The following is a 26,251-nucleotide window of genomic DNA, read 5'->3' on the forward strand; positions in this document are numbered from 1 at the left end:
GGCTCAGGCATTCTGTTTTGCGTAGACAGGCGTGCCGTCGGGCTCATAGCTGACGACGCCCGGTTCCCACCACCAGATCGGGTTTGCCTTGAAACTGTCGCGCGCATCCAGCCGGTCGAGCAGCGCCGAAACCTTGCCGTAACGGTCCAGCTTCAGATCCACCCCAAGCGGCCGGGCCTGCACGAAACGCACATGGGCGGCCAGAAAGATGTCCTGCATCGACAGGTAGCCCGGCACGAATCCGTCCTCGCCGGTCAGCCGGTCTTCCAGCCAGCCCAGGATGTGGGCCAGCTTCTCGGCCGACCGCTGCAGATGCGCGTTCTGGTCCACGCCCACCCCGGACCATTTCATTTGCGAGATGGTCGTGGCTGCGTTGCCGAAGGTCTGGATGGTCGAGAACACCAGCTTGTCCTACCACTGCGCGTCTCCGGGCCGATAGGCAAAGGGCGCCAGCTTGGGCGCAGCCTCCGGCCTGTCCGGATAGGTCGCCAGCAGGTATTCGACGATGGTGCCGCTTTCCCACAGCACGAGATCGCCGTCCCAGAATGTCGGCACCTGCAATGTCGGAGTCGCCTGCGCGCGTTGCTCGGCGCTGGGCGTGGTGATCTCCTCTCGCCTTTCGAAATCCAGCGAAAGTTCGTCCAGAACGATCCTGACCGCCCGTGCAAATGGCGATCCCGTCGTGAACAGCAGCGCTCTCATGACAGCCTCCCATTTTTTGGTGCCGAAAGCATAGCGACGTTCGGGCCAAGCCCGCCAGAAAAATCGGTGGGCCGCCTGCCTGAACGCCACAGTCAACAAACACACTGTTTCGCGGGTGGTTCCCGGGTGGACCGCGCGCATCGACTGCGCACACTTGCCACACTTGACCCGGTGCATAAATCGGCGCAAATCTGGCGCGTTTCCCGGGCCGCGCAGCAGTAGCGGCCTTTTGCGGATGGTGGATTTCATGCGCCAGCCAAGATTCTGACGACGCTCAAAACCTATGACATGGCTCAGTTTACGGCGGATCTGATCGCCGGGATTTCGGTTGCCATGGTGGCCCTGCCGCTGAGCCTGGCGATCGCCATCGCCTCGGGCGCGGACCCGGCGCAGGGGTTGGTCACGGCCATCGTCGCGGGGTTCGTCATTTCGGCGCTGGGGGGCAGCCGGGTCCAGATCGGAGGCCCGACCGGCGCCTTCATCGTGGTGGTGTTCGGCGTGATTGCCGAACACGGATATGACGGGTTGGTCATGGCCACCTTCATGGCAGGGTTCATCCTGCTGATCGCGGGTTATTTCCGGGCCGGGCGATTGATCTCATTCGTGCCCGAGGCCGTTGTCAACGGCTTTACCATCGGCATCGCCGTCATCATCGCCACCAGCCAGATCAAGGATTTCTTCGGCCTGTCGATTCAAAATCTGCCCGCCGAATTTCTTGAGAAAGTACCCGCGCTATGGGACGCGCGCGACACGCTGAACCTGCCGGCCACGGGAACCGCCCTGCTGGCGGCCGTTCTGATCGTTGCCCTGCGCCGGATCGCGCCGCGTTTTCCGGGGCTGATCATCGCGGTCGGCGTTGCCTCGGCGCTGGTCGCGCTGATGGGGCTGGGGGTCGACACGATCCATTCGCGGTTCGGTGATCTGCCCTCGACCCTGCCTGCGCCCCAGCTGCCCGACCTGTCGCTGTCGCGCTTTGTCGAGCTGTTCCCTTCGGCGGTCGTGATCGCCTTTCTGGCCGGAGTGGAATCGCTGCTGTCGGCCATGGTCGCCGACCGGATGATCGGCGGGCAGCACAGGCCCAACGCGGAATTGACGGCCCAGGGCGCGGCCAACATCGCCTCGGCCCTGTTCGGAGGGCTGCCGGCCACCGGGGCAATCGCGCGCACGGCGACGAACATCAAGGCGGGCGGCAAGACGCCGGTTGCGGGCATCATCCACGCGCTGACGATCCTGCTGATCATGCTGGTTGCGGCCCCGGCGGCGGGCTATCTGGCCATGCCGGCATTGGCCGCGCTGCTGATGATCACCGCCTGGAACATGAGTGAGCCGCACAAATGGGGTGAATATGCCCGCGCGCGCCCCAGCGATCGGGCGCTGCTGGTTCTGACCATGCTGCTGACCGTCTTCATCGACCTGACCGTGGCCATCGGTGTCGGCGTCGCCATCGGGCTTGCCCTGCGGCTTAGCCGGCGCGAGTCGGTCCAGACGGACTGGACCCCGCCAGATCGGTGAGGAACCCACGCGCCCTCAACTGAACAGGTTGAACTGGCTGGCGTCCACCGGCGCTATATGGCCGGTTGCTGAATTTTGGTGTGCAAAGCACAGCGAACCTGTGCGTGGTGCCGGAGAACACCCAAACTACGCCCAAGCTCATCCGCTGGATTCGGCGGGACCCCGACGGCTTGATTGCCGAGATCCTGCCCTTTAGGCGGTAGCCTTTGAGCGGGTGCCCCCGCTCAAACCAACCCTTCGTCCCGCAGCAGTTCCAGCATGTTCGCCTCGGGGCGCGGGCCGATATGGCTGATCACTTCTCTGGCGCAGACGTTGCCGATGCGGGCGCAGGTCTCCATGTCGCGGCCCGTCGCCATGCCGAACAGGAATCCGGCGGCGAACTGGTCGCCCGCGCCGGTGGCGTCCACCGGCACAACCTTCTCGACCGGCACGTCGATGCGAATGCCGTCATGCAGAACCGTCACCCCGTCGCCCGAGCGGGTGCAGACCACCAGCGGGCAGATCGCAGCCGTGCGCCGCAGCGCCTCTTCCAAATCGTCGGTCTCGAACAGCGATTTGATCTCGGCCTCGTTGCCGATCACGAAATCCAGCTCGTGTTCGATCAGCAGCAGGAAATCGGTGCGATGACGCTCGACGCAGAACGGGTCGGAGATGGCGATGCCGGTCTTGCCGCCGCCGTTGCGACAGTCGCGCGCAGCCTCGAGGAAGGCGGTCTTGCCCTTCTCCTTGTCGAACAGATACCCCTCGAGGAACATGATCTGGCTGTTGCCCGCCACCTCGGCCGGCACGTCCGTCGAGGACAGTTCCGACGAGATGCCCAGATAGGTGTTCATCGACCGTTCGCCATCGGGCGACACGAAGATCATCGAGCGCGAGGTCGGCAGCTCGCCCCCCGGCACGGGCGGGTTTACGAAATCCACGCCGTCCTCGTTCATCGCATCGGCATAGAACCGGCCCAGTGCATCATCATGCACCCGCCCGATGAAGGCCGCGTCCAGACCCAGCGCACCCGCGCCCGCGATGGTGTTGGCCACCGACCCGCCCGGCGTCTGCACCCGGTTTTCCATGGCTGCATACAGCACCTCGCCGCGTTCGCGTTCGATCAGCTGCATGATCCCTTTTTCGATCCCCATCATCTCGAGAAAGCTGTCGTCGGCCTGAGAGATGACGTCCACAACGGCGTTGCCGATGCCGGTCAGGTGATAGGTTTTCATAGGGTCTTGTCCTCGAATTGGCACAGGTCGCGGATCAGGCAGGTGCCGCATTGCGGCTTGCGCGCCTTGCAGTGGTACCGGCCGTGCAGGATCAGCCAGTGATGGGCGTGAAGCTGAAAGTCCACGGGAATATTGTCTTCGATGGCGCGTTCCACGGCATCCACATCCTTGCCGGGGCAGATACCGGTGCGGTTGCCGACGCGAAAGATATGGGTGTCCACCGCCTGCGCCGGGTATCGCCACCACATGTTCAGCACCACGTTCGCGGTCTTGCGCCCGACGCCCGGCAGCGACTGCAGTGCGGCGCGCGAGTTGGGAACCTCGCCCCCGTAGTCCTCGACCAAGATGCGCGACATCTTGATGACGTTCTTGGCCTTCTGGCGGAACAGGCCGATGGTCTTGATGTGCTCGATCAACCCCTCTTCGCCGAGGTCGAGCATTTTCTGCGGTGTGTCCGCGATCTTGAACAGCGCGCGTGTGGCCTTGTTGACGCCCGCATCGGTCGCCTGCGCAGAAAGCGCCACGGCGACGACCAGCGTGTACACGTTCACATGCCCAAGCTCGCCCTTGGGTTCGGGGTCGGCCTGCTGGAACCGGGTAAAGATCTCGCGGATCGTGTGATAATCAAGCTGCTTTGCCATCCGGGCCTTAATGCCGCCCGCGGTGCCGGGTGACAAGCCCAAAGCCCGCTGCACCGGCAATGCGCAAGTTTCGGGTCGCACGGTCGGGCCCAGCGCGGCTAGGATGGGGCAAGCCACAGCAAGGTGAATGCCATGAACGTCCAGACATCCGAATCCGGTTACCACTACAACGTGATGCGGCGCGCGATCGATCTGATCGACCAGGGCGGCGAGTCGCTGTCGCTGGAAGAACTGGCCCGCCAGATGGACATGAGCCCCGCCCATTTTCAGCGCCTGTTCTCGCGCTGGACGGGCGTGTCGCCGAAACGCTACCAGCAATACCTGACGCTGGGCCATGCCAAGGCGCTGCTGCGCGAGCGGTTTACCACGCTGGAGACCGCACATAGTGTCGGTCTGTCCGGCAGCGGCCGCCTGCACGACCTGTTCCTGAAATGGGAGGCGATGAGCCCCGGCGAATATGCCCGCAAGGGGGCCGGGCTGACCCTCTATTGGGGCTGGTTCGAAAGCCCCTTTGGCCCGGCGCTGGTGATGGGGACGGCCAAGGGCATCTGCGGCATGGCCTTTGCCGCCGAGACCGGCGAAGAGGCCGCGATGCAGGACATGCTGTCGCGCTGGCCTTTGGCCGACTTTGTCGAGGATCCGATGCGCCTGCGCCCGTGGGTCCTGTCGGCCTTTGGCGCGGCCAGTGACCGGCTTGAACCAACACCACTGTACCTGATCGGCTCACCCTTGCAGATCAAGGTGTGGGAGGCGCTGATGCAGATCCCCTCGGGCCAGGTGACCACCTATTCTCAGATCGCGCAGGCCGTGGGCACGCCGCAGGCGGTGCGGGCGGTGGGCACGGCGGTGGGCCGCAACCCGGTCAGTTGGCTGATCCCCTGCCACCGCGCGCTGCGCAAATCGGGGGGGCTGGGCGGCTATCACTGGGGGTTGCCCGTCAAACGCGCCATGCTGGCCTATGAGGCGGCGCAGGCCGATGCCTGATTGACTAAGGCCCGCGCGCCTGCCACAAGGCGCGCAGGTTCGGGTCTCCTGCCGCTCGCGGCCCTTTGGCTTTGGTGAAACCCGGTTCAAAACACATCTGTTGCCCTTTCCCGGCGCGCGGATGGCAAGGCGAGCCCCGTCCAATACTCGCGCCCGTTTTGGAAACGAGGCAAGACATGACACAGACCCGAAACATCGCCCCCGTGGGCGAGCTGAAAGTGCAGGCCAAACGCCTGCGCGAGAAACTGCGTGGCGCCGGCGTGGCCCTGAGCCATGCGCAATCGCTTGAGATGATCGCTCATCAGCACGGCGCGCGCGACTGGAACACGTTGCACGCGATGGCCGGAAACCGGCTGCACCTGAAGGTCGGAGACCGCGTGCAGGGCACCTATCTGGGCCAGCCCTTCACAGGGGAAATCCGCGGCCTGACGATGCTGGGCGACGGTGCGCACCGGCGGATCACCCTGCAGTTCGACACCCCGGTCGACGTGGTGACCTTTGACACCTTCTCGGCCTTCCGCCAGCGCGTCAGCGGTCAGATAGGCTGGGACGGTCGGTCAGCCCGCCATACGTCGAACGGCGAACCGCAGCTGGTGGTACGCCCGGCCTGACGAAAACGGGGCAAGGTGCCTGTCCGCGCCTTGCCCCGCATTTTGACCTTTCCTGTGCCGGGGTTATTCCGGGGTCCAGCCGCTGACGGCTTTGACCTCCAAAAAGTCCTCCAGCCCCCAGACACCGCCTTCGCGCCCGTTGCCGGACTGTTTCATGCCGCCAAAGGGCGAACCGGCAGCGCGCGACTGGCCGTTCATCTCGACCATGCCCGAGCGCAGTTTGCGCGCCATGCGGTTGGCGCGGGCGCCGTCCTGCGTCTGGACATAGTTGGTCAGGCCATAGGGCGTGTCATTGGCGATCTCGATGGCCTCTTCCTCGGTATCGAAGGGGATCATGGTCAGGACCGGGCCAAAGATCTCCTCGCGCGCGATGGTCATCTGGTTGTTGGCGTCGGCAAACACGGTGGGGCGCACGAAATAGCCTTTGTTGAACCCTTCGGGGCGACCGGGACCGCCGGCGACCAGGCGCGCACCCTCGTCGATGCCTTTCGTGATCAGGGCCTGGATCTTGGTCCATTGCAGCTCGTTCACGACGGGGCCGATATGGCGGCCTTCCTGCATCGCCGGGCCCACGGTGACCTTATTGGCGACCTCGGCCGCGGTTTCCACGGCTTGATCATAGATCGGGCGCTGCACCAGCATCCGGCTGGGCGCGTTGCAGCTCTGGCCGGTGTTGTTCATCATGTGCAGCACGCCGCGCTTGACCGCCTTGTCATCGGCATCGGCAAAGATCACGTTGGCGCCCTTGCCGCCCAGTTCCAGATGCACCTTCTTGAGCGTGTCGGCGGCGTTCTTGGAAATCGCCGTGCCCGCACGGGTCGAGCCGGTGAAGCTGACCATGTCGACGTCCGGATGCCCCGACAGTTGCGAACCCACGCCCACGCCGTCGCCGTTCACCAGGTTGAAGACACCCGGCGGGAAGCCCGCCTCGTGCATCATCTCGGCAAAGATCATCGCGTTCAGCGGGCTTTGCTCGGACGGTTTCAGAACCATCGTGCAACCCGCGATCGCCGCCGCGCCCACCTTGAGCGTGATTTGGTTCATCGGCCAGTTCCACGGGGTGATCAGAGCGGCGACGCCGACCGCCTCGTAGATGATCCGGTCATTGGGGGCATGGTCGCCCAGGGGGCGTTCGAACTGGAAATTCTTTGCAGCGCGAATGAAATTCTTCAGATGCCAGATCCCGGCGCCCACCTGTTGGGTGCGCGACATGTCGATCGGCGCGCCCATCTCCATCGACATCGCCTGCGCGAGGTCTTCGGCGCGGGTTGGGTAGATCTCGATCAGCTTTTCCACCAGCGCGATGCGCTCTTCGACCGGGGTGGCCATCCAGCCCGGCAGCGCCGCCTTGGCCGCCGCCACGGCCGCGTCGGTATCGGCCTGCCCGCCCAGCGAAATCACCGTGCAAGGCTCCTCGGTCGAGGGGTCGATCACATGGAAATCATTGGCTTGGCTGGGGGCGACCCACTGGCCGTTGATGTAAAAGTCGCGTTTCTCGATCATGGCGTGTCCTCTTGATCCGCATTCATTCGACCGCGCGGTCGGTTTTCCCGGGCACTCTGTCACTGCGGCCCCCTTGGGGCAAGGCAATTCTGGAAATTTGATCAAATTATTGATCGTACGTTTTTTGCCCCTGTGCCACATCAATGGTTTAACCTGAGGGCAAAGTGATTAGGTTTGCATCAACCGACTCGGGTTTTCATAGGAAAGGAGATGCATCATGGGTTTGCGCATCAACGATACCGTCCCCAATTTCACCGCTGAAACGGACCAGGGCACCATCCAGTTCCACGACTGGATCGGCGACAGCTGGGCGATCCTGTTCTCGCACCCCAAGGATTTCACTCCGGTCTGCACCACCGAGTTTTCGGCCGTGGCGCAGTTGAACGACGAATGGGCCAAGCGCAACACCAAGGTGATCGGCGTTTCGGTCGATGGGGTCGAGGACCACAAGAAGTGGAAGAAAGACATCGAGGCCTATGGCAAGGCCAACCCCGGCTTTCCGATCATCGCCGATGACGGACTGGCAGTGTCCAAGGCCTTCGACATGCTGCCCGCCGAGGCATATCTGCCCGACGGCCGAACCCCGGCGGACAGCGCCACGGTGCGCTCGGTCTTCATCATCGGGCCGGACAAGCAGCTGAAACTGTCGATGACCTATCCGATGACCGTGGGCCGGAATTTCGCCGAGATTCTGCGGGCGCTCGACGGCCTGCAGATGAGCGCCAAGGGCGTGGCTACCCCGGCCAACTGGGTGCCGGGCGAAGACGTAATCATCCCGCCGTCGGTTTCAAATGACGAAGCCAAGGAGAAGTTCGGCGAGTTCGAGACGATCTTCCCCTATCTGCGCAAGACCAAGGCGCCGAGCTGACATCGAAAGGGGCGGGGCACATCATGTCCCGCCCCGTACCGCATTGAACGTCCTCAGGCCTCAAGCGCCTCAAGCACTTTCCTTGCAACCGCAGCGGACGAAGCCGGGTTCTGCCCGGTAATCAGTTTGCCGTCCTGCACGGCGTGAGGTTGGAACGGGTCCACCTTGCTGAACTGCGCACCCCGGTCCTTCATCGTATCCTCGACCAGCAAGGGCACGATTTCGGTCAGGCCGACGGCGTCTTCTTCTTCATTCGTGAAGCCGGTGACGGTACGACCCTTGACCAGCGGCGACCCGTCCGCGGCCTTGGCGTTCGCCAGAACGATCGGGGCGTGACACACAGCGCTGACCGGTTTCCCTGCTGACCAGAACGTCTCGATCAGATCAATCGATTTCTTATCCGACACAAGGTCCCACAGCGGCCCGTGCCCACCGGGATAGAAGATCGCGTCATAGTCCTGGGCGTTCACCTCGGACAGTTTGACCGTGTTGGCCAATGCCGCCATCGCTTCGGGGTCGGCCTCGAACCGGCGGGTGTCGTCGGTCTGGCTGTCGGGTGCGCTGCTTTTGGGGTCCAGCGGCGGCTGGCCACCTTTGGGCGAGGCCAGCGTCAATTCGGCCCCGGCATCCTTGAACACATAATACGGAGCGGCCAGCTCCTCGAGCCAGAATCCGGTCTTTTCTCCGGTGTCGCCCAGCTGGTCATGCGATGTCAGGACGACCAGAATTTTCTTTGCAGTCGAAGCCATGTGTTTTCTCCTCGTTCGGCCGGTTCACCCGGCCCGTGTCTTGTGTGATCGGGATATATGGCTGTTGCCGCTTGTTGATTAGTGCCGGATTTGGCAAAGCATTGTTGCTGACATGAAATAATGAGGCTGCGAGATGGCGCTGTGGGACGGGCTGGAAGAATTCCTGATGGTGGTTGAGACGGGGGGCTTCACCGCCGCGGCCCGGCGGCTTGGGGTTTCGGCCAGTCATGTCTCGCGTCAGGTCGCCCGGCTTGAGGATCGTTTGGGCGTCAAGCTTTTGGCGCGTTCGACCCGCGTGGTGCGCCTGACCGACGCCGGACGCGACTATCACGCGCGTGTGGCCGGGCTTGTGGCGGGTCTGGAAGAAGCGAACCAGTCGGCGGCAGGGGATCGGGCCCAGATCGCAGGGCGCATTCGCGTTTCGGCCGCCGGGCCGTTTGCTGAACAGTTCGTGGCGCCCGCTTTGGCGCGGTTCGCAAGCCTGCACCCAAAGCTCTCGGTCACCATCGACTTCAATTCGCGCCTTCTGAACCTGACAGAGGAAGGCTTCGACTTTGCCATCCGCTATGGCACGCTGACCGAAAGCGGGCTGATCGCGCGGCGGTTGGCCACCCGACGGATGGTCTGCGTGGCCGCGCGCGGCTATCTCGACCGGCACGGAAGGCCGACCCATCCGGCCGACCTGCGGCATCATCAGTGCCTGATCACCAACAATGACCGGTGGGTATTCCGCGACCCCGGCTCGGGCGACCCGATCGAGGTTCGGGTGCATGGCCGGTGGCAGGCCAACAACCCGCACGCCGTTCTTTCTGCCGCGCGGCAAGGTCTGGGGGTCATGTACGCGCCCGAGATTTTTCTGGGCGCGAAGCGCCCCCCTGAGCTGGAGCCGATACTGCAGGGGTACGAAGATCCAAGCCGCGCGAGTTGGGTCGTCTATCCTGAACGGCGTCATCTGCCGCTGCGGGTGCGCCGGGCGATGGATTTCTTGGTCGAGGAACTGGGCGATGCGGTGCCCGACTAGGCGGGGCGCTGCGGATGCAGGTGCAGTTGCGCGCGATAGGCGGCGCGCTTGAACTCGCGGGTCAGCTTATCGGTCAACGGCGGTTTCGTCTGGATCGTCGAGCCGCCGATTTCACCGGCCACTTCCTGGTTGCCGCTGCCCAACAGCGCGTGGACGGGCTGGCCCGTGATCCAGTGCATCTGCAGGAACGTGTCCACCGGGCGGTCAATGCGGTCGGTGGCCGCCAGCAGACGTTCCGCCGCCTTCCGTCCCACCACCTGACAGACGCATTGCAACCCTATGACCTTGGGCAGGATCAGACGAAGGCCGTCGCGCTCAGCTAGGGTCTGGGCTGCGGTTTCGCGCTGCTTGACCGGGATGCGGATGTAGTGATCAGGGGTCGCGATCGGGCGCAATAGATCCAGTGCAGCGTTCATCCGGTCGGGATCGATGCGCAGATCATCTTCGGCGGTGATAGCCAGGTCGATCCCCTCGTCGACCATCTTGCGCCAGATCCGACGGTGGCTTTCGAAGACGCCGATCTCGGCCGGGCGCAGCGCGAAGGGATAGTGCGGGCGGTGCAGGTTGCCCGGATGCAGCGTGACCCCGGCAATCTGCGCCGGATCGCGCCCATTGACCGCTTCGATCAGCTCGGCACTGGGCAGGTCGGCGCAGAGCTGCTCGGCATTGGGGCGGCGCGCGGTGCTGGAGGACATATGGATGATGAAGGATCGCATGGTGTCGTGCATAGAACAGGGCTGCGGCCCGGGAAAGGCCTCGGTAAAACAAAAAAGACCCCGGCCGGAACCGGGGTCTTGGATCAAGCAAGGGGCAGGGCGGATTATTCCGCGCCTTCCTCTTTCTTTTCCTTCTTCTCGGGCACGATCTCTTCGCCGGTTTCCTGATCGACGCATTTCATCGACAGGCGGACCTTGCCGCGATCGTCGAAGCCCAGAAGTTTGACCTTCACTTCCTGGCCTTCCTTCAGAACGTCCGAAGGGTGGTTCAGGCGGCGGTTTTCGATCTGGGACACGTGGACCAGACCGTCGCGCTTGCCGAAGAAGTTCACGAAGGCGCCGAAATCGACGATCTTCACGACCTTGCCGGTATAGATCTGACCTTCTTCCGGCTCAGCCACGATCGAGTGGATCATCTCGTAGGCTTTCTTGATCGACTCACCATCGGGCGATGCGATCTTGATGATGCCGTCATCGTTGATGTCGACCTTGGCGCCGCTGGTTTCCACGATCTCGCGGATCACCTTGCCGCCCGAGCCGATCACTTCGCGGATCTTGTCGGTCGGGATCTGCATGGTCTCGATGCGCGGTGCGTGGATCGAGAACTCGGCGGTCTCGCTCAGCGCCTTGCTCATCTCGTTCAGAATGTGCAGACGGCCGTCCTTGGCCTGAGCCAGGGCTTTTTCCATGATCTCGGGCGTGATGCCGGCGACCTTGATGTCCATCTGCAGCGAAGTGATGCCGTTTTCGGTACCCGCAACCTTGAAGTCCATGTCGCCCAGGTGGTCTTCGTCACCCAGGATGTCGGTCAGAACGGCATAGTCGCCGTCGTCTTCCAGGATCAGACCCATGGCCACGCCGGCCACCGGAGCTTTGAGCGGAACGCCCGCATCCATCATCGACAGCGAACCGCCGCAGACCGATGCCATCGAGGACGAGCCGTTCGACTCGGTGATCTCGGACACCACGCGGATGGTGTAGGGGAAATCGGTCGGAGCCGGCAGAACCGCCTGCAGGGCGCGCCATGCCAGTTTGCCGTGGCCGATTTCGCGGCGACCGGGCGAACCGACGCGGCCCACTTCGCCGACCGAGTAGGGCGGGAAGTTGTAGTGCAGCAGGAAGTTCGATTTGAAGTTGCCGTGCAGCGCGTCGATGAACTGCTCGTCGTCGCCGGTGCCCAGCGTGGTCACGGCCAGCGCCTGGGTTTCACCACGGGTGAACAGGGCCGAACCATGGGTTCGCGGCAGCAGGCCGGTTTCGGCCACGATCGGGCGCACGTCGGTGGTCGAACGACCGTCGATCCGCTTGCCGCCCTTCACCACGTCGCCGCGCAGGATGCTGGCTTCGAGCTTTTTCATCGCCGAACCCAGGTTCGAGTCCTCAAGCTGCTCTTCGGTCAGAGCGGCCTTGATGGCCTCGCGCGCGGCGGCGACAGCTGCGGTGCGCTCTTGCTTGTCGGTGATTGCGAATGCGGCACGCATCTGCTCTTCACCGGCAGCTTTCACGGCAGCGTACAGCTCCGAGTAGTCGGGGGCTTCGAAGGCAAAGGGCTCTTTCGCGGCGTCTTCGGCCAGCGAGATGATCAGGTCGATCACCGGCTGGATCTGTTCGTGCGCGAAGGTCACGGCGCCCAGCATCTCGGCTTCGGTCAGCTCGTAGGCTTCCGACTCCACCATCATCACGGCGTCTTTGGTGCCGGCAACAACCAGATCCAGACGCTGTTCAGGGTTCAGGCGCAGGTCCTGCATGTCGTCAACGGTCGGGTTCAGGACGTACTCGCCATCCACGAAACCAACGCGGGCACCGGCGATCGGTCCGCGGAAGGGCGCGCCCGAGATGGTCAGGGCCGCCGAGGCGGCGATCATCGCCACGATGTCGGGGTCGTTGACCAGGTCATGGCTCAGCACGGTGCACATCACCAGAACTTCGTTCTTGAACCCGTCAACGAACAGCGGACGGATCGGACGGTCGATCAGGCGCGCGGTCAGCGTCTCTTTCTCGGTCGGACGGGCCTCGCGCTTGAAGAAGCCACCCGGCACCTTGCCGGCGGCATAGTATTTTTCCTGATAGTGCACGGTCAGCGGGAAAAAGTCCTGACCGGGCTTCTGCTCCCGGGCAAAGGTCACGTTGGCCATGACGCTGGTTTCGCCCAGCGTGGCAATCACGCTGCCGTCAGCCTGACGGGCAACCTTGCCGGTTTCCAGTGTGAGCGTTTCCTCGCCCCACTGCATCGATTTCTTCGTTACATCAAACATATGCATATCCTAGATGGGAGCACTCCCGCCCCTGCGGGTCTCCCGTTTTGCGTGGCGGCCCCATTGCCGCCGACCCCAATTTATCTTCCATTCGAGTGCCGGGGTCAGGGCACAACGTCTCAGATACCGCGCGCATACATGAGATTGCGTCGGATTGAAAGGGATAAGGCCGCAGAAGGCACACGGTCCTGCATCTGCCGTGGTTCGCCTTTGCGTCAGCCGACACCGCGAACGTTCCGATGCGTAAGCCCGCATAGCATCTGGCGTGCACCCGCTCGCAAACAGGACCATCGCTCGTCATCGAGGATATGCAGATCGGAAATCGGCGCGGCAGAGGCTGGAGAGAAACTCCGGGCTGCGACGGTGGTAGGAAAGCCGCGAAACTAATGCGACCCCGTCCTCTCGACCTCGGTCAGGCCATCGCTGGCCATGCGCAGACATATTCCCGTAGGCGAATGCATTTTGTGAAAAAGTGATTGCAGTGTAGCCTCTTACCACGGAACCCGCGGTCCAGACGACGAAAAGGCGCCAAGGGGGTAAGACTACTCACTGTCGTCCGACGGCCGAATACCTTGGCGTTTGCAATTCGCGCGAACGAAAGGGACGGCCACATGTCTCAGACCAAGAAAATGCTGGATCCGGATCCGCGGATCTATGATTTCGAAACGGAATACGAGCTGGGGCAGGACAATGTTCGCCCATTCGGGTTGGATATTCACAACCCGGTTTTTCTCATCTCAAGCATCCTGATCTTCGCCTTCGTGCTGATCGCTCTGGCCAATCAAGAGGCCGCAGCAACGTTCTTCGGTTGGCTGCGGCCGTGGCTGACCAGCACCTTCGACTGGTTCCTCGTCCTGTCGGTGGATGCAATCACGCTGTTCTGCCTGGCCCTGATCGTTCTGCCGGTGGGCAAGGTGCGCATCGGCGGCAAAGACGCCAAGCCCGATTACTCCTACGCCGGCTGGATTGCGATGATGTTCGCGGCCGGGATCGGCATCGGTTTGCTGTTTTTCGGCGTGTTAGAGCCGGTCTACTACAATTTCGCCGAGGATGGCGGCGCCCGTCCTTTGGGCATCGACATCGCGGTGCCGGGCAATGAATACATTGGTGTTGTCGGTACCATCCACCACTGGGGGCTGGAGGGCTGGGCGGTCTACGCCGCCGTGGGCCTGAGCCTTGCGATCTTCAGCTACAATCTCGGTCTGCCGCTGACCCTGCGCTCGGCCTTCTACCCGTTGCTGGGTGAACGTGTCTGGGGCTGGTGGGGCCATGCGATCGACACGCTGGCGGTGTTTGCCACCCTGTTCGGCCTGACCACATCGCTGGGGCTGGGCGCGCAACAGGTTGCCGCCGGTCTCTACGAGGTGTTCGGCATCGAACCCAGCCCCACCGTCGTCGTCCTGCTGATCATAGGTATCACGATGATCGCGCTGGGCTCGGTGCTGATGGGCATGGACGCGGGCGTGAAGCGGCTCAGCGAGATCAACATGATCATGGCCGTGGGCCTGTTCCTGTTCGTGATCGCAGTGACCGGGATCGGCACGGCGATCTCGCGCTATTTCAGCGTGATGACCGATTACGTCAGGCTGCTGCCGGCTTTGTCGAACCCGTTCGGGCGGGAAGACACCAGCTTCTTCCACGGTTGGACAACCTTCTACTGGGCCTGGTGGATCGCGTGGTCGCCTTTCGTGGGCATGTTCATTGCCCGCATCTCCAAGGGGCGCACGGTGCGTGAATTCGTGATTTGTGCGCTGCTGGCGCCGACAGCGGTCTGCGCGCTGTGGATGTCCACCTTTGGTGGCGCGGCCATCGATATGCTGAACGTCGGCGGCGCCGAGGGCGTCAAGGCCACGGTGATCGACAGCTATGCCCCCGAAGGCGCGCTGTTCGGCTTCCTGAAAGAGCTTCCGCTCTACGGCATCGTGGCCCCGATCGCGCTGATTTTGATCGTGGTCTTCTTTGTCACCTCGTCCGACTCGGGGTCGCTGGTGATCGACACGATCACAGCAGGCGGCAAGATGGACGCCCCTGTGGTGCAGCGTGTGTTCTGGTGCACGCTGGAAGGTCTGGTCGCGATTGCGCTGCTGCTGGGTGGCGGGCTTGCCGCACTGCAAGGGGCGGCGGTGTCAACCGGCATCCCGTTCACGCTTGTGGTGCTGATCATGTGCTACTGCCTGTGGCTGGCGCTGAAGTCCGAACGCGCCAAGATCTGAACCGACTTCATCGACCAATGAACGCCCGCCAAATGGCGGGCGTTTTTTCGGTTAAACCGGACCCAGTCATAGTTCCAAAGGTTTGACCCGGGTCGGAAGTCTCTATTCAGGATCTCGCAACAAAGCCTTCGCAAATTGAATGAACATTGCGATGAACACGCCGACCCCAACGAAAATGTAGATCACGGTGAAGACCTTGCCGATCTTGGTCGCCGGGGACAGATCGCCGAACCCGACCGTCGACAGAGTGGTCGCGCTGAAATAAAGCGCGTCCACCCAATGCCAGCCCTCGACGCTGCTGTAGAACAGCGTCCCGGACAGAAGAATAAGAATACATAGCAGCAAACCGCCCCGAAAATGCGGATCATCCCACGATCGGACGATCGCCTTGAGCAGACGGTAGGCATTGAGGATCAGAGCTATCATTCTGTACGCCTTTCGGCTGTTTCGAGGATACGTTCAGGATGCATGTTTTTGAGTGAAATTCCGCATTTACAAATCGGATTATTTGCTAAGATGACGGTGTTTGACAGGAGATACTTTATGCGAATTCATCTTCTAGTGGCGCTGCTTGCCGCCACCTCGGTTTCCGCGCAGCAAGACCCGGCTCAGACCCTGATCACCAATGTGCATGTATTTGATGGCGTCAACGACGGGCGCATCGAGAACGCGAATGTTCTGATCGAGGGCAACCTGATTGCAGCTGTGTCGACAGACCCGATCTCGGCCGAAGGTGCAACGGTGATCGATGGCGGTGGGCGCACCCTGATCCCGGGTCTGATCGATGTGCACTGGCACACGACATATGCGTATACCCCAGCAACCGTCTTGATCTTCAATCAAGGCGATATGTCGGAAGTGGCCATTCGTTCGATGACAGGGGCAAAGGAAACCCTGATGCGCGGCTTCACAACAGTGCGCGATCCCGGCGGCAATCCATTTGCAATCAAGAGACTGATCGATTCCGGCGAATACCCCGGGCACCGCATTCTGCCTTCGGGGCCGTTCATGAGCCAAACATCGGGTCATGCCGATTTCCACAGTTTGTTGGAAAACCCAAGAAACTCGACTTCCGAGTTGAGTTATTGGGAAAAGAACATGATGGCGATGGTGGCCGATGGGGTCCCCGAGGTTCGCAGAAGGACCCGCGAGATTCTCAAGTACGGTGCCTCCCAAGTCAAAATAACCACGGGCGGTGGCGTATCCTCACAGTATGATCCGCTGGATGTGAGCGAATACTCTGTTGATGAGATCGAAGCGGTCGTCGAAGAAGCTGCGAACTTCAATACTTACGTACTGGCCCATGTAATGACGGACCGCGGGATTCGCACCTCAGTCGAAGCCGGCGTCATGAGCATCGAGCATGGTTTCTTCGCGTCTCGTGAAACGCTCGAGCTCATGAAAGAAAAAGGGGCATGGCTAAGCCCCCAGACCATGAAAGAAGAGGACATGGTCTGGGACAGCCCGATCAGCGCGGCAAAATACAAGCAGGTCACAGATGCCGTTGCGAACCTGTACCCGATGGCCAAAGAGGTGGGGGTGAACCTGGCCTTTGGGACCGACCAGCTTCTGGACGCCTCCAAGGCGTATCAACAAAGCCTTTATCTGGTGCGATTGGGCGAATGGTTCACCCCGTATGAAGTGTTGAAAATCGCCACTTCTGAAAACGCCCGGTTGCTGGAACTGAGCGGCCCCCGGCACCCGTATCAAGACGGCCCGCTGGGGGTCATCAAAGAGGGTGCCTATGCCGACCTGATCCTCGTCGACGGTAATCCGCTTGAAAACCTTGAGTTGGTTGGGAATCCGGGCGAGTACTTCGACCTGATCATGAAAGACGGTGTGGTCTACAAGAACACGCTGGACTGAGCGCCGCGCGCCTCTGAAAAAAAACGCCCGCCAAATGGCGGGCGTCTCGAACTTGAAAGCGGTGTAGTCCGCGCTTAGCGGCGGATGCCCAGCTTTTTGATCAGGTCCTGGTAACGGGCCTCTTCTTTGCCCTTCAGATAGTCCAGCAGCTTGCGGCGCTGAGCAACCATCTTCAGCAGACCACGACGGCCGTGGTTGTCTTTCTTGTGGGTCTTGAAGTGCTCGGTCAGGGTGTTGATGCGCGATGTCAGGATGGCAACTTGGACTTCAGGCGAACCGGTGTCGCCGTCCTTGGTTGCGAACTCTTTCATAACGCGTGCTTTTTCAGCGGCAGTGATCGACATCGGGGTCTCCTTTAAGGTTAGAGTTGATGGCGCAGGCCGGGATGTCGTCCAGCACAGGCCCATGGAGAAAACCGCACCGATTCCGATGCGGATGGGCGCGTATAGGCGCAATCGGAATAAATGGCAAAGGGATTCTGCGTATCTCAGCCCATGGGGCTGGTCAGGGTCGGGTCCAGACCCGGAGTCAGTTGAATATCCTCGGGCCCAAGACCTTGGGCGCCGAACAGATAGGCCACCTCACGCCCGTTGACCAGAACGCGCGTCAGATCGGCGTTGTCCGCGTCTTGTTCGATCCCGATTTCGGGCGCGTCAGGGCCGTTCCATTCGATCAGCAGCTTGTCTTCTCCGGGGGTGAAATCCACGATGCTGACTTCCTTCCCGGTGCCCGTTCCATCGATGGCGATCTGGTCCGCTCCCTGACCGCCGGTGACGACATCTCCGGCACCTGTCAGGATCGTGTCGTCCCCCGCGCCGCCGTTCAGAAAATCGCTGGCGGGCGTGTCGCCATCGTCCCGGCCGGTCAGCGTGTCGTTGCCATCACCGCCGAACAGCGTGTCTGCCCCTGCGCCGCCGGCGAGCATGTCTTCGCCGTCGCCGCCTTGCAGCGCGTCTTCGCCCTCACCCCCGGCAAGGTCATCGTTGCCCTGACCGCCGTACAGATCGTCATCGCCTTCGCCACCAACCAACTGGTCGTCGCCGGCATGACCGTACAAGATGTCGTCACCGGCATTCCCCGAGAGGTCATCGTGACCGTTGCCACCGTGCAGAATATCATCGCCAGTGTTTCCGTCGAGTGAGTCATCCCCGTCAGCGCCGAACAACGTATCATCTCCGGCGCCACCATCGATAATGTCACCGCCGTCATAGCCGTTGATCTGATCGTTGCCTTCGGCCCCGCTCAGATTGTCCACGCCCGGTCCGCCGGCGATAACCAGGTTTCCGTCCACATCCGACAGTATGGTTCCGGTGGACGCATCCTCGGCCTCGGCCGGGTCTTCGAAAGAATCGTCAATCTCAAGCAGATTTCCTTCGGGAATGTCTTCGACGGCATCTTCTTCGATGACATCGTCGTTGTCCTCGTCCTCATCCCCCGAGAATACGTCGCTGATCGCGTATGCTGCGCCGCCCATTGCGGCCAGGCCGAACAATCCGAGCAGAAACATGGGAACCCTCCGAAAGCGTGCCGCCCCGAGTGTGAAATATCCCATGCTGCCAAAGGGTTGGTCAAAGCCAACCTGAGTCTGTGGTTAACCCTTTGTCACCGGTTCCACGGTTCGGGTTGCTGGGTATACGCGATGTAGAGCGGATGCTTGGGGTGGCCTGCCTTGCTGAGCCCCAGGTGGAACAGCGGCTGGCCGGTGCCGCGCAGCAGGCGCTCGACCGCCGGGCCGCGATCCAGATGCGCGCCATGGGTGCCCCAGGCGGCGATAACCTGATCGGCCCAGTCCACGCCGGCCAGGATGGCGGCGTCGTTCTCGGGCCCTACCGGATCGGCCGCCGCGCGCATCTTGCGCGGGTCGGTGTCGCGCCAGGCAAAGATGTTGGTCACCTGGAACGCCCCGAACCCCAAAGCCCGCGCGCGCCGCTCGCAACGCTCGACGGTCGGGTCATTCTGCACCTCGGTCGCGGTCGAAGGATTCAGCATCACGAACAGCGCCCGGCGCCCGGCCGGATCCCAGATGCGGGTCAGGCTGTAGCGATAGCGTTCGCAGTCGGAATAGACGGCTGTCGAGGGCGCGTCGCCCTTGGTGTGGGACCGGGTGATCATGCGCCTTCGCTTAGCACGGGACCTAGCCGGCGAACACCCGGCTGGGGTGCAGTTCACCGGATTTGTAGACCCCCACCGCCACGGCCTTGCCGTCGACCGAGGCCCAGGCCTCGTCGCCGTATTCCACGTCGCTGGCCAGAACCATGCCGGGGTTGCCGTTGCGCAGGCGGGTGGCGCCTTCGGGGGTGCATTTCAACTCGGGCAGGTCGGCCAGCCCTTCTTCCAGCGGGCGCAGGTAGTCATCCAGCGCCGTGGATTTCGCCATCTCGTCGATCTGTTCGATGCTCAGGCCGTCCTCCGCCTCGAACGGGCCGGACCAGATCCGGCGCAGCTCCTTGACGTGGCCATGGCAGCCCAGCGCCGCACCCAGGTCGCGGGCGATCGAGCGGACATAGCCACCCTTGCCGCAGGTCATTTCCAGAACGACATGGTCGGGGTCGGGCCGGTCGACCAGCACCAGTTCCTCGACCCACAGGGGCCGGGCGGCCAGTTCGACATCCTCGCCGTCGCGGGCCAGCTTGTAGGCGCGCTGACCGTCGATCTTGACCGCCGAGAACTTGGGCGGCACCTGCATGATCTCGCCCACGAAGGGCAGCAGGGCCTGCTTGATCTCGTCATCGGTGGGGCGCAGGTCGCTTTCCGCGATCACTTCGCCCTCGGCATCGTCGGTATTGGTGGCCTGACCCAGCCGCACGGTAAAGGTATAGGCCTTGAGCGCATCGGTGATGTAGGGAACGGTCTTGGTGGCCTCGCCCAAAGCGACGGCCAGAACGCCGGTGGCTTCGGGGTCGAGCGTGCCGGCATGGCCCGCCTTCCTGGCATCCAGCGCCCAGCGGACCTTGTTGACCACGGCGGTCGAGGTCATGCCCGCGGGCTTGTCGACCACCAGCCAACCGGAAATGTCACGACCCTTGCGTTTGCGTCCCATGATGCACCTAGAATTCTGCTGAGGCGCGCGACCTAGCGGATCGGTCCGGCGCTGTCAATTTGTCGGGATGTCCTCGACCACGCCGACGATCGGCCCCAGCGAAAATCCCACGTCCGACCGGTTCGCCGCCCGATCATACATGCGCGAGATGTTGCCATCGAAAAACAGCGCGTTGGGCGTGTTCAGCACGTCGCGGAACAGGCGGCCGAATTCATGGAAGGTGACGTAATCCTCGGAGATCACGAACACCGCGCGGCTGCCATCGGCGCTGGTGCCCACCCCGTTGCGGATATAGCGCGAGGTCGAATCCTCGAGAAACCGCGGATGCAATTCTCCGTCGATCACCAGCATCGGGCCGGATTGGGTGGCAAAGCGGCACTCGGGTTTGCGGTCCAAATAGCCCAGCGTCTCGAACACGTCGGCGCGGCCTTCGCGGATGCAGAACACCCCGTTGGGCAGCAGGCCGAAATTGCCGGGGCCGGGGTTGGGAATCACGCGCATGAGTTCCTGCCCGTCTTCGACATAGTGGCCCACGGGCGAGCGGTCCTCGTGATACATGCCGGCATTCATCGCAAAGCTCAGGCGTTGGCCCGCATCGGCCAGTTCCTCGTTCACCGACGAGAAATGGCCCAGTACTTGGCCCGCGTCGTCATACAGGAACAGGCGCAGGTCCTCGGTGGTGGCGTCGACCTCGCACACGGTATAGCGCCGGTCTTCGTGGGCCACGCGCTCGCAGGTCACCGCACCGGCCTGTCCGGCCCAGAGCAGCGCGAGCAGAGCGGCCGCCCTGCGGATCACTCGTCCAGATCCCGGCGCACGGCGTCCTGTTCGAACATCCGGCGCGTGTCGTCCATGCGGTCGAACGTTTCGTCCAGCCGGAAGCGTAGGTCGGGGGCGAATTTCAGGCCGACCTTCTTGCCGACCATGCGGCGCAGCTCGCCTTTGTTGCGGGCCAGCAGCTCGATCACGGTGTCCTGCCCCTTGCCGCCCAACGGCAACACATAGGCGGTGGCGATCTTGAGATCGGGCGAGGTGCGCACTTCGCCCACGGTGATCGACAGGCGGTTCAGGTCGGGGTCGTGCACGTCGCCGCGCGCCAGCACCTCGGACAGGGTGCGGCGGATCAGTTCGCCGACGCGAAGTTGCCGTTGCGAGGGGCCGGGGCCGTCGTGGAATTTGTTCTTAGCCATGTCCCCGATCTAAGCGCAAAGCGGGGCTTTGCCAAGCGGCCCCGAACCGGGTAGGAGGCTTTGAGCCGAATTTCAGAAGAAGGACCAGCGCAATGACGCATATTCCGGGAATCGTCGTGACCGGGGCTTCGGGCCGGATGGGGCAGATGCTGATCAAAACCATCACCGACAGCGATCAGGCGCGGCTGGTCGGCGCGGTCGAGCGCGCTGGCCATGACTGGATCGGTCAGGACGTTGGCACCGCGATGGGCGCCCAGCCGCTGGGCGTGACCGTCACCGACGATCCGCTCGAGGCCTTTGCGCAAGCCCAGGCGGTGATCGACTTCACCGCGCCCGAGGCGACGCTGGAGTTCGCCGCACTGGCGGCGCAGGCGCGCTGCGTGCATGTGATCGGCACAACCGGCATGAGCGATGAACAGATCGCTGCGCTGGAACCTGCCGCGCGCCATGCGGTGATCGTGCGGGCGGGCAACATGAGCTTGGGCGTGAACCTGCTGGTGCAGCTGACCAAAAAGGTCGCCGCCGCGCTGGACGAGGATTTCGACATCGAGGTGATCGAAGTCCATCACCATCACAAGGTCGATGCGCCTTCGGGGACGGCTCTGATGCTGGGCGAGGCCGCGGCCGAGGGGCGGGGCGTAGACCTTGCCGATGTCGCCGACCGGGGCCGCGACGGGATCACCGGCGCCCGGCAGCGGGGCCATATCGGCTTTCACGCCATCCGCGGTGGCGACATCGTCGGCGAACACGACGTGCTGTTCGCCGCGGCGGGCGAACGGATCGTGCTGCGCCACGTGGCGACCGACCGGGCGATCTTTGCCCGAGGCGCGCTGAAGGCGGCGCTTTGGGGGCAGGGCAAGGCCCCCGGCCAATATGACATGGTGGATGTGCTGGGGCTTTAACCCTCGCCCAGATGCCGGTCGACCATGCGCTGAACCATCGGCGCGAAATGGTCGAAGCCGGGGGTGTCCATGTCGGGCCGTTTGCCGGCCTCGTCCAGATACCGGACCTGGATGATTTCCTTCAGGTTCGGGTTGGCCTCGAATGCAGTGACTTCCTCGGCGCTCATCGGGCCGCCCTGCAATTCCAGCGTATGGACCGAGGCCGCCGACAGACGGTTGAAATACTCGGGCCTGGTTGCACACAGGTACCGCTTGGCCGCGACGTGATAGCGGCAGCAGTCGGTGATGACCGACGGAAAGAACCGCTCCAGCACCTCGGCGCCGGCGTCCTCGTGGTGGCGATCCTCGGTGTCGTCGGGGTGGTAGGTGCCGAATTCCGAGGTGAAATGCCCGATATCGTGCAGCAGGGCGCCCACGATGATCTCTTCGGGCATGCCGTTCTGCTCGGCGATGGTGGCGCCCTGCAGCATGTGCTGGGCCATGGTGACCGGCTCGCCCAGGTATTCCTCGCCTCCGCGCCGGTCGAAGATATCGGCGATGAAGGCCACGATGTTGTCGCGGGTCAGGGTCTGGAAATCGGGTTTCATTCCGCCGCCTCCGGTTGCGCCATCCGCATCGCGGCTAGGGTCGACAGCAGCCCGTCCTTGTCGGCATAGCATCCCTGCAGCCAGCGCGACCCGGCACCCGAATATCCCAGACGCGCATGCAGGACGCGGGTGTTGTCGACGATGAAGCTCTCGCCCGGTTCCAGCTTGAACGCCACGCCCATGGCCGGGTCGTCGATGATCTCGCCCAAACGGCGGTAGGCGGCGTAATAGGCCTCCATCCGGTCGAAGGGCACATCCACGAACGGGGCCGAGGACCGGTTATTGAAGCGGATGCCGATCAATTCGCCATCTGGCGACAGCTCGATCATCGGACGGCGCGCGCGCAGGCATACCCCGTCCGAACCGCGGTATTCGAACCGCGCGGGATAGCCGGCCAGCAGGGCAAAGCCTTCGGGGTTTTCTTCGCGCAGGCGCTGGGCCGCGCGAAAGCCGTCGACCACGATCGACTCCCCGCCCTCGGCGCTGTTTTCCAGGCAATAGAGGATCTGCAGCGTGGGCACCGGATCGCGATAGGGGTTGTCGGTATGCGCCTGCAGGCCAAGGCCGGTATAGGCCAGGTTGGTCGGGTTCACCTCGGTCCGCACCTCGAAATAGGGGCCATAGTTGGTCTCGCGCACATAGCCGAACAGGTCGGCGACCTTCAGCAGCGAACCGGGCTCGGTCGGGCCGCCGGTCAGCTTGGCAAAGCCGTATTCGGCGACCGCCGCCAGCCAGTCGCGCTTGGCGGTGGGGTTTTCGTGCACATGCGTCCAGTTGCCGGCCGGGGCCGAGAACCCGCCGTCCCAGGTGGTGATGCCGGGCGACAGCCAGCCCATCTGGCGGGTCTGGTCCCGGTCATAGACATGCGCGGCCAACCAGTTTGCGGGAAAGGTGACGGTCTTGTCTTCGGGGGCGAAGGTCACCTGCAGGTCGCCGCCCGCCACCTCGGCCGCCTGGATCGCGATCCCCGCCGGAATGTCGCCGATCGTGATCAGACGCTGGCCGTTGCCGGGGTCGCGCGTCTGCGGGTCCAGCGCATTGTCGCGCAGCCAGATGGCGTGGAAACGGGCGCGGGTGCCGTCTTCGAACTCAACCGAAACGACCGCCGGGTCATGGATGGCGTGGCGCAGCATGGGGCTCTCCTGTTCAGCGCGGGCTTTGATTGAGGAGATACGCGGGATATGGCATTACGACAATTAAGGCTTGTTCCATCTGAGGGTTGGAAAATCTAATGAGCAAGAAAAAGGTCGGCCTGCCCCCGCTGGACTGGCTGCGCGTGTTCGAGGCGGCCGGGCGGCTGGGCGGATTTTCGGCCGCGGCGCGCGAGTTCGGCCTGACTCAGGCGGCGGTCAGCCAGCGCATCGCCAATCTGGAATCCTGGCTGGGCCGGTCCCTGTTCGTGCGCGAGGCGCGCGGCGTGTCGCTGACGGTCGAGGGCGAAAGCTATCTGCCGCTGGTGCAGGACAGCCTGCGCGCGTTGGAACGCAACACCGAGGATCTGTTCGGCACCGCCCCGCGCGCGCTGCGGGTGGCCGGGCTGTCCTCGCATATCCAGGCGCTGGTGTTGCCCAGCCTGGGGGGCTTTCGCGCCCTGCGGCCCGAGGTGCAGGTCACCACGGATTCGGTGGCCCGGCGGTCCTCGCTGGAGGACGAGCGGACCTGGCTTCAGATCCGCTATGGGCGCGGCAACTGGCCGGGGCGCGCCGCCGACCTGATCGCGCCCGAGATTCTGACCCCGATGGCGGCACCGGGCGTCGACTGGGGCGCGCCGGTGATCGACCTGCGCGGCGAACGGCCCGGCTGGCAGGACTGGATGCAGAAGACAGGCGATACAGACCTGCCACGCGCCGGTCTGAGCTTTGACTCGATGGAACATGCCCTGAGCGCGGCGCGGCAGGGGCTGGGGGTCGTTCTGGGGTCGGTCGCCCTGGCCTCGGTGGATCTGGCCTCGGGCCGCCTGATCCGGCTGGGGCGTTTCGACCTGGAAACCCGCGACGGATACTGGCTGACATGGCCGCGGGACCGGGCGCAGTCGAAAAAGCAGCAGGCCCTGATCGGCGATTTCCTGCAGGCCCTGCGCGCGGCAGTCTGAGCGGTCAGAAATCGATCGCGATGCCCTTCTTCTCCCAATCGCCATAGCGCGCGGGATCGGGGCCGTCGCGCCCGCCAAGTTCCTTGGGCAGGGGTTTGGCCTCGGCTTCGGCCTTGCGCCGGCGCTCTTCGGCCTCGGCCAGGGCGCGCCGGGCGGCGGGTGGCAGGTCTGTGCGGTCGTCGCTCATGACATCGGGTTCCTTTCCGTGCATGTCCTTGATATACGCCCTCGTCCGCTGATGGCAATGCGGGCGAAAACCTTGCAAAGGCGGTTTCATGTCCAACACCCCGACAGCGGCGCGGCGCAGCGCCATCCATCTGCTGGATCAGATCCTGGGCGAGGGCCGTTTGCTGTCCGAATGCTTGGCGGCCGGAGCGTTGGACCGCCTTGCCCCCGAAGACCGCGCGCGGGCGCAGCGGCTGGCACTGGAGACCCTGCGCGGGCTTGAGCGCGCAGACCGCCTGCTGGAGGGACATCTGCGGCGCACACCGGCGCTGACCGTCCAGAACGCGCTGCGTCTGGGAACGGTCGAACTGTGCCAGGGTGAGGCTGCGCATGGCGTCGTGAACGCGATGGTCGAGATCGTCGGCCGCTCGCGCAAGCACGGGCGGCTCAAGGGGCTGGTCAACGCGGTTCTACGCAAGATCGCCGCCGAAGGTCCCGAGGCCTGGCCGAAGATGCGGGTGCCGCGCCTGCCGGACTGGCTGCGCGAACCGCTGATCGCGGCCTGGGGCACGGAGGCGGTCAAGGGCATGGAGCAGGCCCATTTCTCCGGCGCACCGCTGGACCTGACGCCAAAACCCGGCGCAGCGATCCCCATGGGCACCGAACTGCCGACCGGCTCGGTGCGGGTTGCCGATGCGGGTCAGGTCTCGGCCCTGCCGGGCTATGCCAACGGAGACTGGTGGGTGCAGGATGCCGCCGCCGCCCTGCCAGCGCGGATTCTGGCGCCCCGTCCGGGCGAGCAGGTTCTGGACATGTGCGCCGCGCCCGGCGGCAAGACGCTGCAACTGGCGGCGGCGGGCGCCGAGGTCACCGCGCTGGACGTTTCCGAGGCCCGGCTGGCGCGGGTGCGGGAAAACCTTGAACGGACCGGTCTGTCGGCCCGGGTGGTCGCCGGTGACGCGCTGGACCACCAGGGCCAGTACGACGCGATCCTGCTGGACGCGCCCTGTTCGGCGACCGGCACCATCCGGCGTCACCCGGATCTGCCCTTTGCCAAGGACGGCTCCGAGTTCGGCGGGCTGATCGCGTTGCAGGCCCGGATGCTGGCCCATGCCTGGACCCTGCTGAAACCCGGCGGGCGACTGGTCTATTGCACCTGCTCACTGCTGCCCGACGAAGGCGAAGTGCAGATCGAAGAGGCTCTGCCGCAACATCCCGACATGCAGGTGGACCGGGCCGCGCTGCTGGTGCCCGGCGTTCAGCCCGACTGGCTGACCGAGGAAGGCGGGCTGCGCCTGCGTCCCGATTATTGGCCCGATCTGGGCGGCATGGATGGGTTCTACATCGCCTGCTTGAACAAATCGGCCTGACCGGTCGCTTTTCGATGACTTGACGAACCGGCCCGGCTATCGTTGGTTCA

The 26,251-nt window shown here is 63.6% G+C and carries 28 protein-coding genes; 10 read left to right on the plus strand and 18 right to left on the minus strand.

From position 1 onward, the window contains the following. Positions 1-3 precede the first annotated feature (3 nt). Both ACR0JC_RS11780 and ACR0JC_RS11785 read right to left on the minus strand, forming a co-directional pair. Entirely contained in the window at positions 4-402 is a 399-nt protein-coding gene (locus ACR0JC_RS11780; protein WP_170341973.1) for a glutathione S-transferase domain-containing protein, read from the minus strand. A 9-nt stretch (positions 403-411) separates the two neighbouring features. Then, on the minus strand, positions 412-702 hold the full coding sequence (locus ACR0JC_RS11785; RefSeq protein ID WP_170341975.1) for a glutathione S-transferase N-terminal domain-containing protein: 291 nt from the start codon (positions 700-702) through the stop codon (positions 412-414). A gap of 288 nt (positions 703-990) precedes the next feature. Between ACR0JC_RS11785 and ACR0JC_RS11790 the strand changes: the two genes are divergently transcribed. After that, positions 991-2,214 (plus strand): SulP family inorganic anion transporter, encoded by a 1,224-nt coding sequence (locus ACR0JC_RS11790; protein ID WP_170341977.1) that lies wholly within the window; start codon positions 991-993, stop codon positions 2,212-2,214. Between the two features lie 224 nt (positions 2,215-2,438). On the opposite strand, the gene ACR0JC_RS11795 is transcribed toward ACR0JC_RS11790, so the two are convergent. Both ACR0JC_RS11795 and nth read right to left on the minus strand, forming a co-directional pair. After that, entirely contained in the window at positions 2,439-3,428 is a 990-nt protein-coding gene (locus ACR0JC_RS11795; protein ID WP_170341979.1) for an adenosine kinase, read from the minus strand. Next, the gene (gene nth / locus ACR0JC_RS11800) at positions 3,425-4,069 is read right to left on the minus strand and encodes an endonuclease III (RefSeq protein WP_170341981.1); all 645 of its coding nucleotides are present in this window, start codon (positions 4,067-4,069) and stop codon (positions 3,425-3,427) included. Before nth ends, ACR0JC_RS11795 begins: the two co-directional genes overlap by 4 nt. A gap of 132 nt (positions 4,070-4,201) precedes the next feature. Here nth and ACR0JC_RS11805 point away from each other — a divergent pair, with 132 nt between their 5' ends. Beyond that, positions 4,202-5,053 (plus strand): bifunctional helix-turn-helix domain-containing protein/methylated-DNA--[protein]-cysteine S-methyltransferase, encoded by an 852-nt coding sequence (locus tag ACR0JC_RS11805; RefSeq protein WP_170370256.1) that lies wholly within the window; start codon positions 4,202-4,204, stop codon positions 5,051-5,053. A gap of 176 nt (positions 5,054-5,229) precedes the next feature. Further along, a complete protein-coding gene (locus tag ACR0JC_RS11810; protein WP_170341985.1) occupies positions 5,230-5,664 on the plus strand; it encodes a glyoxalase superfamily protein in 435 nt (144 codons plus the stop codon). Positions 5,665-5,727: 63 nt separating this feature from the next. Here ACR0JC_RS11810 and ACR0JC_RS11815 read toward each other — a convergent pair whose 3' ends face one another. Next, positions 5,728-7,167, minus strand: a complete 1,440-nt coding sequence (locus tag ACR0JC_RS11815) for an aldehyde dehydrogenase family protein (RefSeq protein ID WP_170341987.1) — start codon at positions 7,165-7,167, stop codon at positions 5,728-5,730. Between the two features lie 217 nt (positions 7,168-7,384). Between ACR0JC_RS11815 and ACR0JC_RS11820 the strand changes: the two genes are divergently transcribed. After that, positions 7,385-8,035: a peroxiredoxin gene (locus ACR0JC_RS11820; RefSeq protein ID WP_093964131.1), complete on the plus strand. Its 651-nt coding sequence runs from the start codon at positions 7,385-7,387 to the stop codon at positions 8,033-8,035. 53 nt (positions 8,036-8,088) lie between these two features. On the opposite strand, the gene ACR0JC_RS11825 is transcribed toward ACR0JC_RS11820, so the two are convergent. Then, entirely contained in the window at positions 8,089-8,784 is a 696-nt protein-coding gene (locus ACR0JC_RS11825; protein ID WP_170341989.1) for a type 1 glutamine amidotransferase domain-containing protein, read from the minus strand. A 133-nt stretch (positions 8,785-8,917) separates the two neighbouring features. Between ACR0JC_RS11825 and ACR0JC_RS11830 the strand changes: the two genes are divergently transcribed. Further along, positions 8,918-9,805, plus strand: a complete 888-nt coding sequence (locus ACR0JC_RS11830) for a LysR family transcriptional regulator (RefSeq protein WP_170341991.1) — start codon at positions 8,918-8,920, stop codon at positions 9,803-9,805. On the opposite strand, the gene ACR0JC_RS11835 is transcribed toward ACR0JC_RS11830, so the two are convergent. Then, on the minus strand, positions 9,802-10,533 hold the full coding sequence (locus tag ACR0JC_RS11835; protein ID WP_254430786.1) for a glycosyltransferase family 25 protein: 732 nt from the start codon (positions 10,531-10,533) through the stop codon (positions 9,802-9,804). The genes ACR0JC_RS11830 and ACR0JC_RS11835 overlap by 4 nt on opposite strands. Positions 10,534-10,625: 92 nt before the next feature. Then, positions 10,626-12,776, minus strand: coding sequence for a polyribonucleotide nucleotidyltransferase (pnp, locus tag ACR0JC_RS11840; RefSeq protein WP_170341993.1), 2,151 nt, complete (start codon positions 12,774-12,776; stop codon positions 10,626-10,628). Between the two features lie 611 nt (positions 12,777-13,387). On the opposite strand from pnp, the gene ACR0JC_RS11845 reads away from it, so the two are divergent. Further along, positions 13,388-14,989 (plus strand): BCCT family transporter, encoded by a 1,602-nt coding sequence (locus ACR0JC_RS11845; RefSeq protein ID WP_170341096.1) that lies wholly within the window; start codon positions 13,388-13,390, stop codon positions 14,987-14,989. 102 nt (positions 14,990-15,091) lie between these two features. Here the strand turns inward: ACR0JC_RS11845 and ACR0JC_RS11850 are convergent, their stop codons facing one another. Further along, positions 15,092-15,415: a potassium channel family protein gene (locus ACR0JC_RS11850; RefSeq protein ID WP_170341097.1), complete on the minus strand. Its 324-nt coding sequence runs from the start codon at positions 15,413-15,415 to the stop codon at positions 15,092-15,094. Between the two features lie 48 nt (positions 15,416-15,463). On the opposite strand from ACR0JC_RS11850, the gene ACR0JC_RS11855 reads away from it, so the two are divergent. Next, the gene (locus ACR0JC_RS11855; RefSeq protein WP_254430787.1) at positions 15,464-16,855 is read left to right on the plus strand and encodes a metal-dependent hydrolase family protein; all 1,392 of its coding nucleotides are present in this window, start codon (positions 15,464-15,466) and stop codon (positions 16,853-16,855) included. A 74-nt stretch (positions 16,856-16,929) separates the two neighbouring features. On the opposite strand, the gene rpsO is transcribed toward ACR0JC_RS11855, so the two are convergent. The 6 genes from rpsO to rbfA form a co-directional block, all read right to left on the minus strand. Then, a complete protein-coding gene (gene rpsO, locus ACR0JC_RS11860) occupies positions 16,930-17,199 on the minus strand; it encodes a 30S ribosomal protein S15 (protein WP_068336567.1) in 270 nt (89 codons plus the stop codon). 143 nt (positions 17,200-17,342) lie between these two features. Beyond that, on the minus strand, positions 17,343-18,362 hold the full coding sequence (locus ACR0JC_RS11865; RefSeq protein WP_170341996.1) for a calcium-binding protein: 1,020 nt from the start codon (positions 18,360-18,362) through the stop codon (positions 17,343-17,345). A 95-nt stretch (positions 18,363-18,457) separates the two neighbouring features. After that, on the minus strand, positions 18,458-18,967 hold the full coding sequence (locus ACR0JC_RS11870; protein ID WP_170341998.1) for a DUF1643 domain-containing protein: 510 nt from the start codon (positions 18,965-18,967) through the stop codon (positions 18,458-18,460). Between the two features lie 22 nt (positions 18,968-18,989). Further along, positions 18,990-19,895, minus strand: a complete 906-nt coding sequence (truB, locus tag ACR0JC_RS11875) for a tRNA pseudouridine(55) synthase TruB (RefSeq protein ID WP_170342001.1) — start codon at positions 19,893-19,895, stop codon at positions 18,990-18,992. 54 nt (positions 19,896-19,949) lie between these two features. Then, complete coding sequence (locus tag ACR0JC_RS11880) at positions 19,950-20,693, minus strand: phosphodiester glycosidase family protein (RefSeq protein WP_170342004.1); 744 nt, start codon at positions 20,691-20,693, stop codon at positions 19,950-19,952. Further along, entirely contained in the window at positions 20,690-21,085 is a 396-nt protein-coding gene (gene rbfA / locus ACR0JC_RS11885; protein ID WP_093964142.1) for a 30S ribosome-binding factor RbfA, read from the minus strand. The genes ACR0JC_RS11880 and rbfA overlap by 4 nt, the downstream gene beginning before the upstream one ends. A gap of 92 nt (positions 21,086-21,177) precedes the next feature. Between rbfA and dapB the strand changes: the two genes are divergently transcribed. Next, positions 21,178-21,987, plus strand: a complete 810-nt coding sequence (gene dapB, locus ACR0JC_RS11890; RefSeq protein WP_170342007.1) for a 4-hydroxy-tetrahydrodipicolinate reductase — start codon at positions 21,178-21,180, stop codon at positions 21,985-21,987. Here dapB and tmpB read toward each other — a convergent pair. Together tmpB and tmpA are read right to left on the minus strand one after the other, a co-directional pair. Next, the gene (gene tmpB, locus ACR0JC_RS11895; protein WP_170439911.1) at positions 21,984-22,574 is read right to left on the minus strand and encodes a (R)-1-hydroxy-2-trimethylaminoethylphosphonate oxygenase; all 591 of its coding nucleotides are present in this window, start codon (positions 22,572-22,574) and stop codon (positions 21,984-21,986) included. The two genes, dapB and tmpB, sit on opposite strands and share 4 nt — an antisense overlap. After that, positions 22,571-23,707 (minus strand): 2-trimethylaminoethylphosphonate dioxygenase, encoded by a 1,137-nt coding sequence (gene tmpA, locus ACR0JC_RS11900; RefSeq protein ID WP_480763949.1) that lies wholly within the window; start codon positions 23,705-23,707, stop codon positions 22,571-22,573. The genes tmpB and tmpA overlap by 4 nt, the downstream gene beginning before the upstream one ends. A 98-nt stretch (positions 23,708-23,805) precedes the next feature. On the opposite strand from tmpA, the gene ACR0JC_RS11905 reads away from it, so the two are divergent. Beyond that, a complete protein-coding gene (locus ACR0JC_RS11905) occupies positions 23,806-24,666 on the plus strand; it encodes a LysR family transcriptional regulator (protein ID WP_170342013.1) in 861 nt (286 codons plus the stop codon). 4 nt (positions 24,667-24,670) lie between these two features. On the opposite strand, the gene ACR0JC_RS11910 is transcribed toward ACR0JC_RS11905, so the two are convergent. Further along, on the minus strand, positions 24,671-24,853 hold the full coding sequence (locus ACR0JC_RS11910) for a DUF1674 domain-containing protein (protein ID WP_040634455.1): 183 nt from the start codon (positions 24,851-24,853) through the stop codon (positions 24,671-24,673). Between the two features lie 88 nt (positions 24,854-24,941). On the opposite strand from ACR0JC_RS11910, the gene ACR0JC_RS11915 reads away from it, so the two are divergent. Next, positions 24,942-26,201 carry an RsmB/NOP family class I SAM-dependent RNA methyltransferase gene (locus tag ACR0JC_RS11915; protein ID WP_170342014.1) on the plus strand — a complete coding sequence of 420 codons (1,260 nt, stop codon included), beginning with the start codon at positions 24,942-24,944 and terminating at the stop codon, positions 26,199-26,201. The last annotated feature ends 50 nt before the right edge of the window (positions 26,202-26,251 follow it).

It is taken from the genome of Ruegeria sp. CH5 (assembly GCF_056537025.1).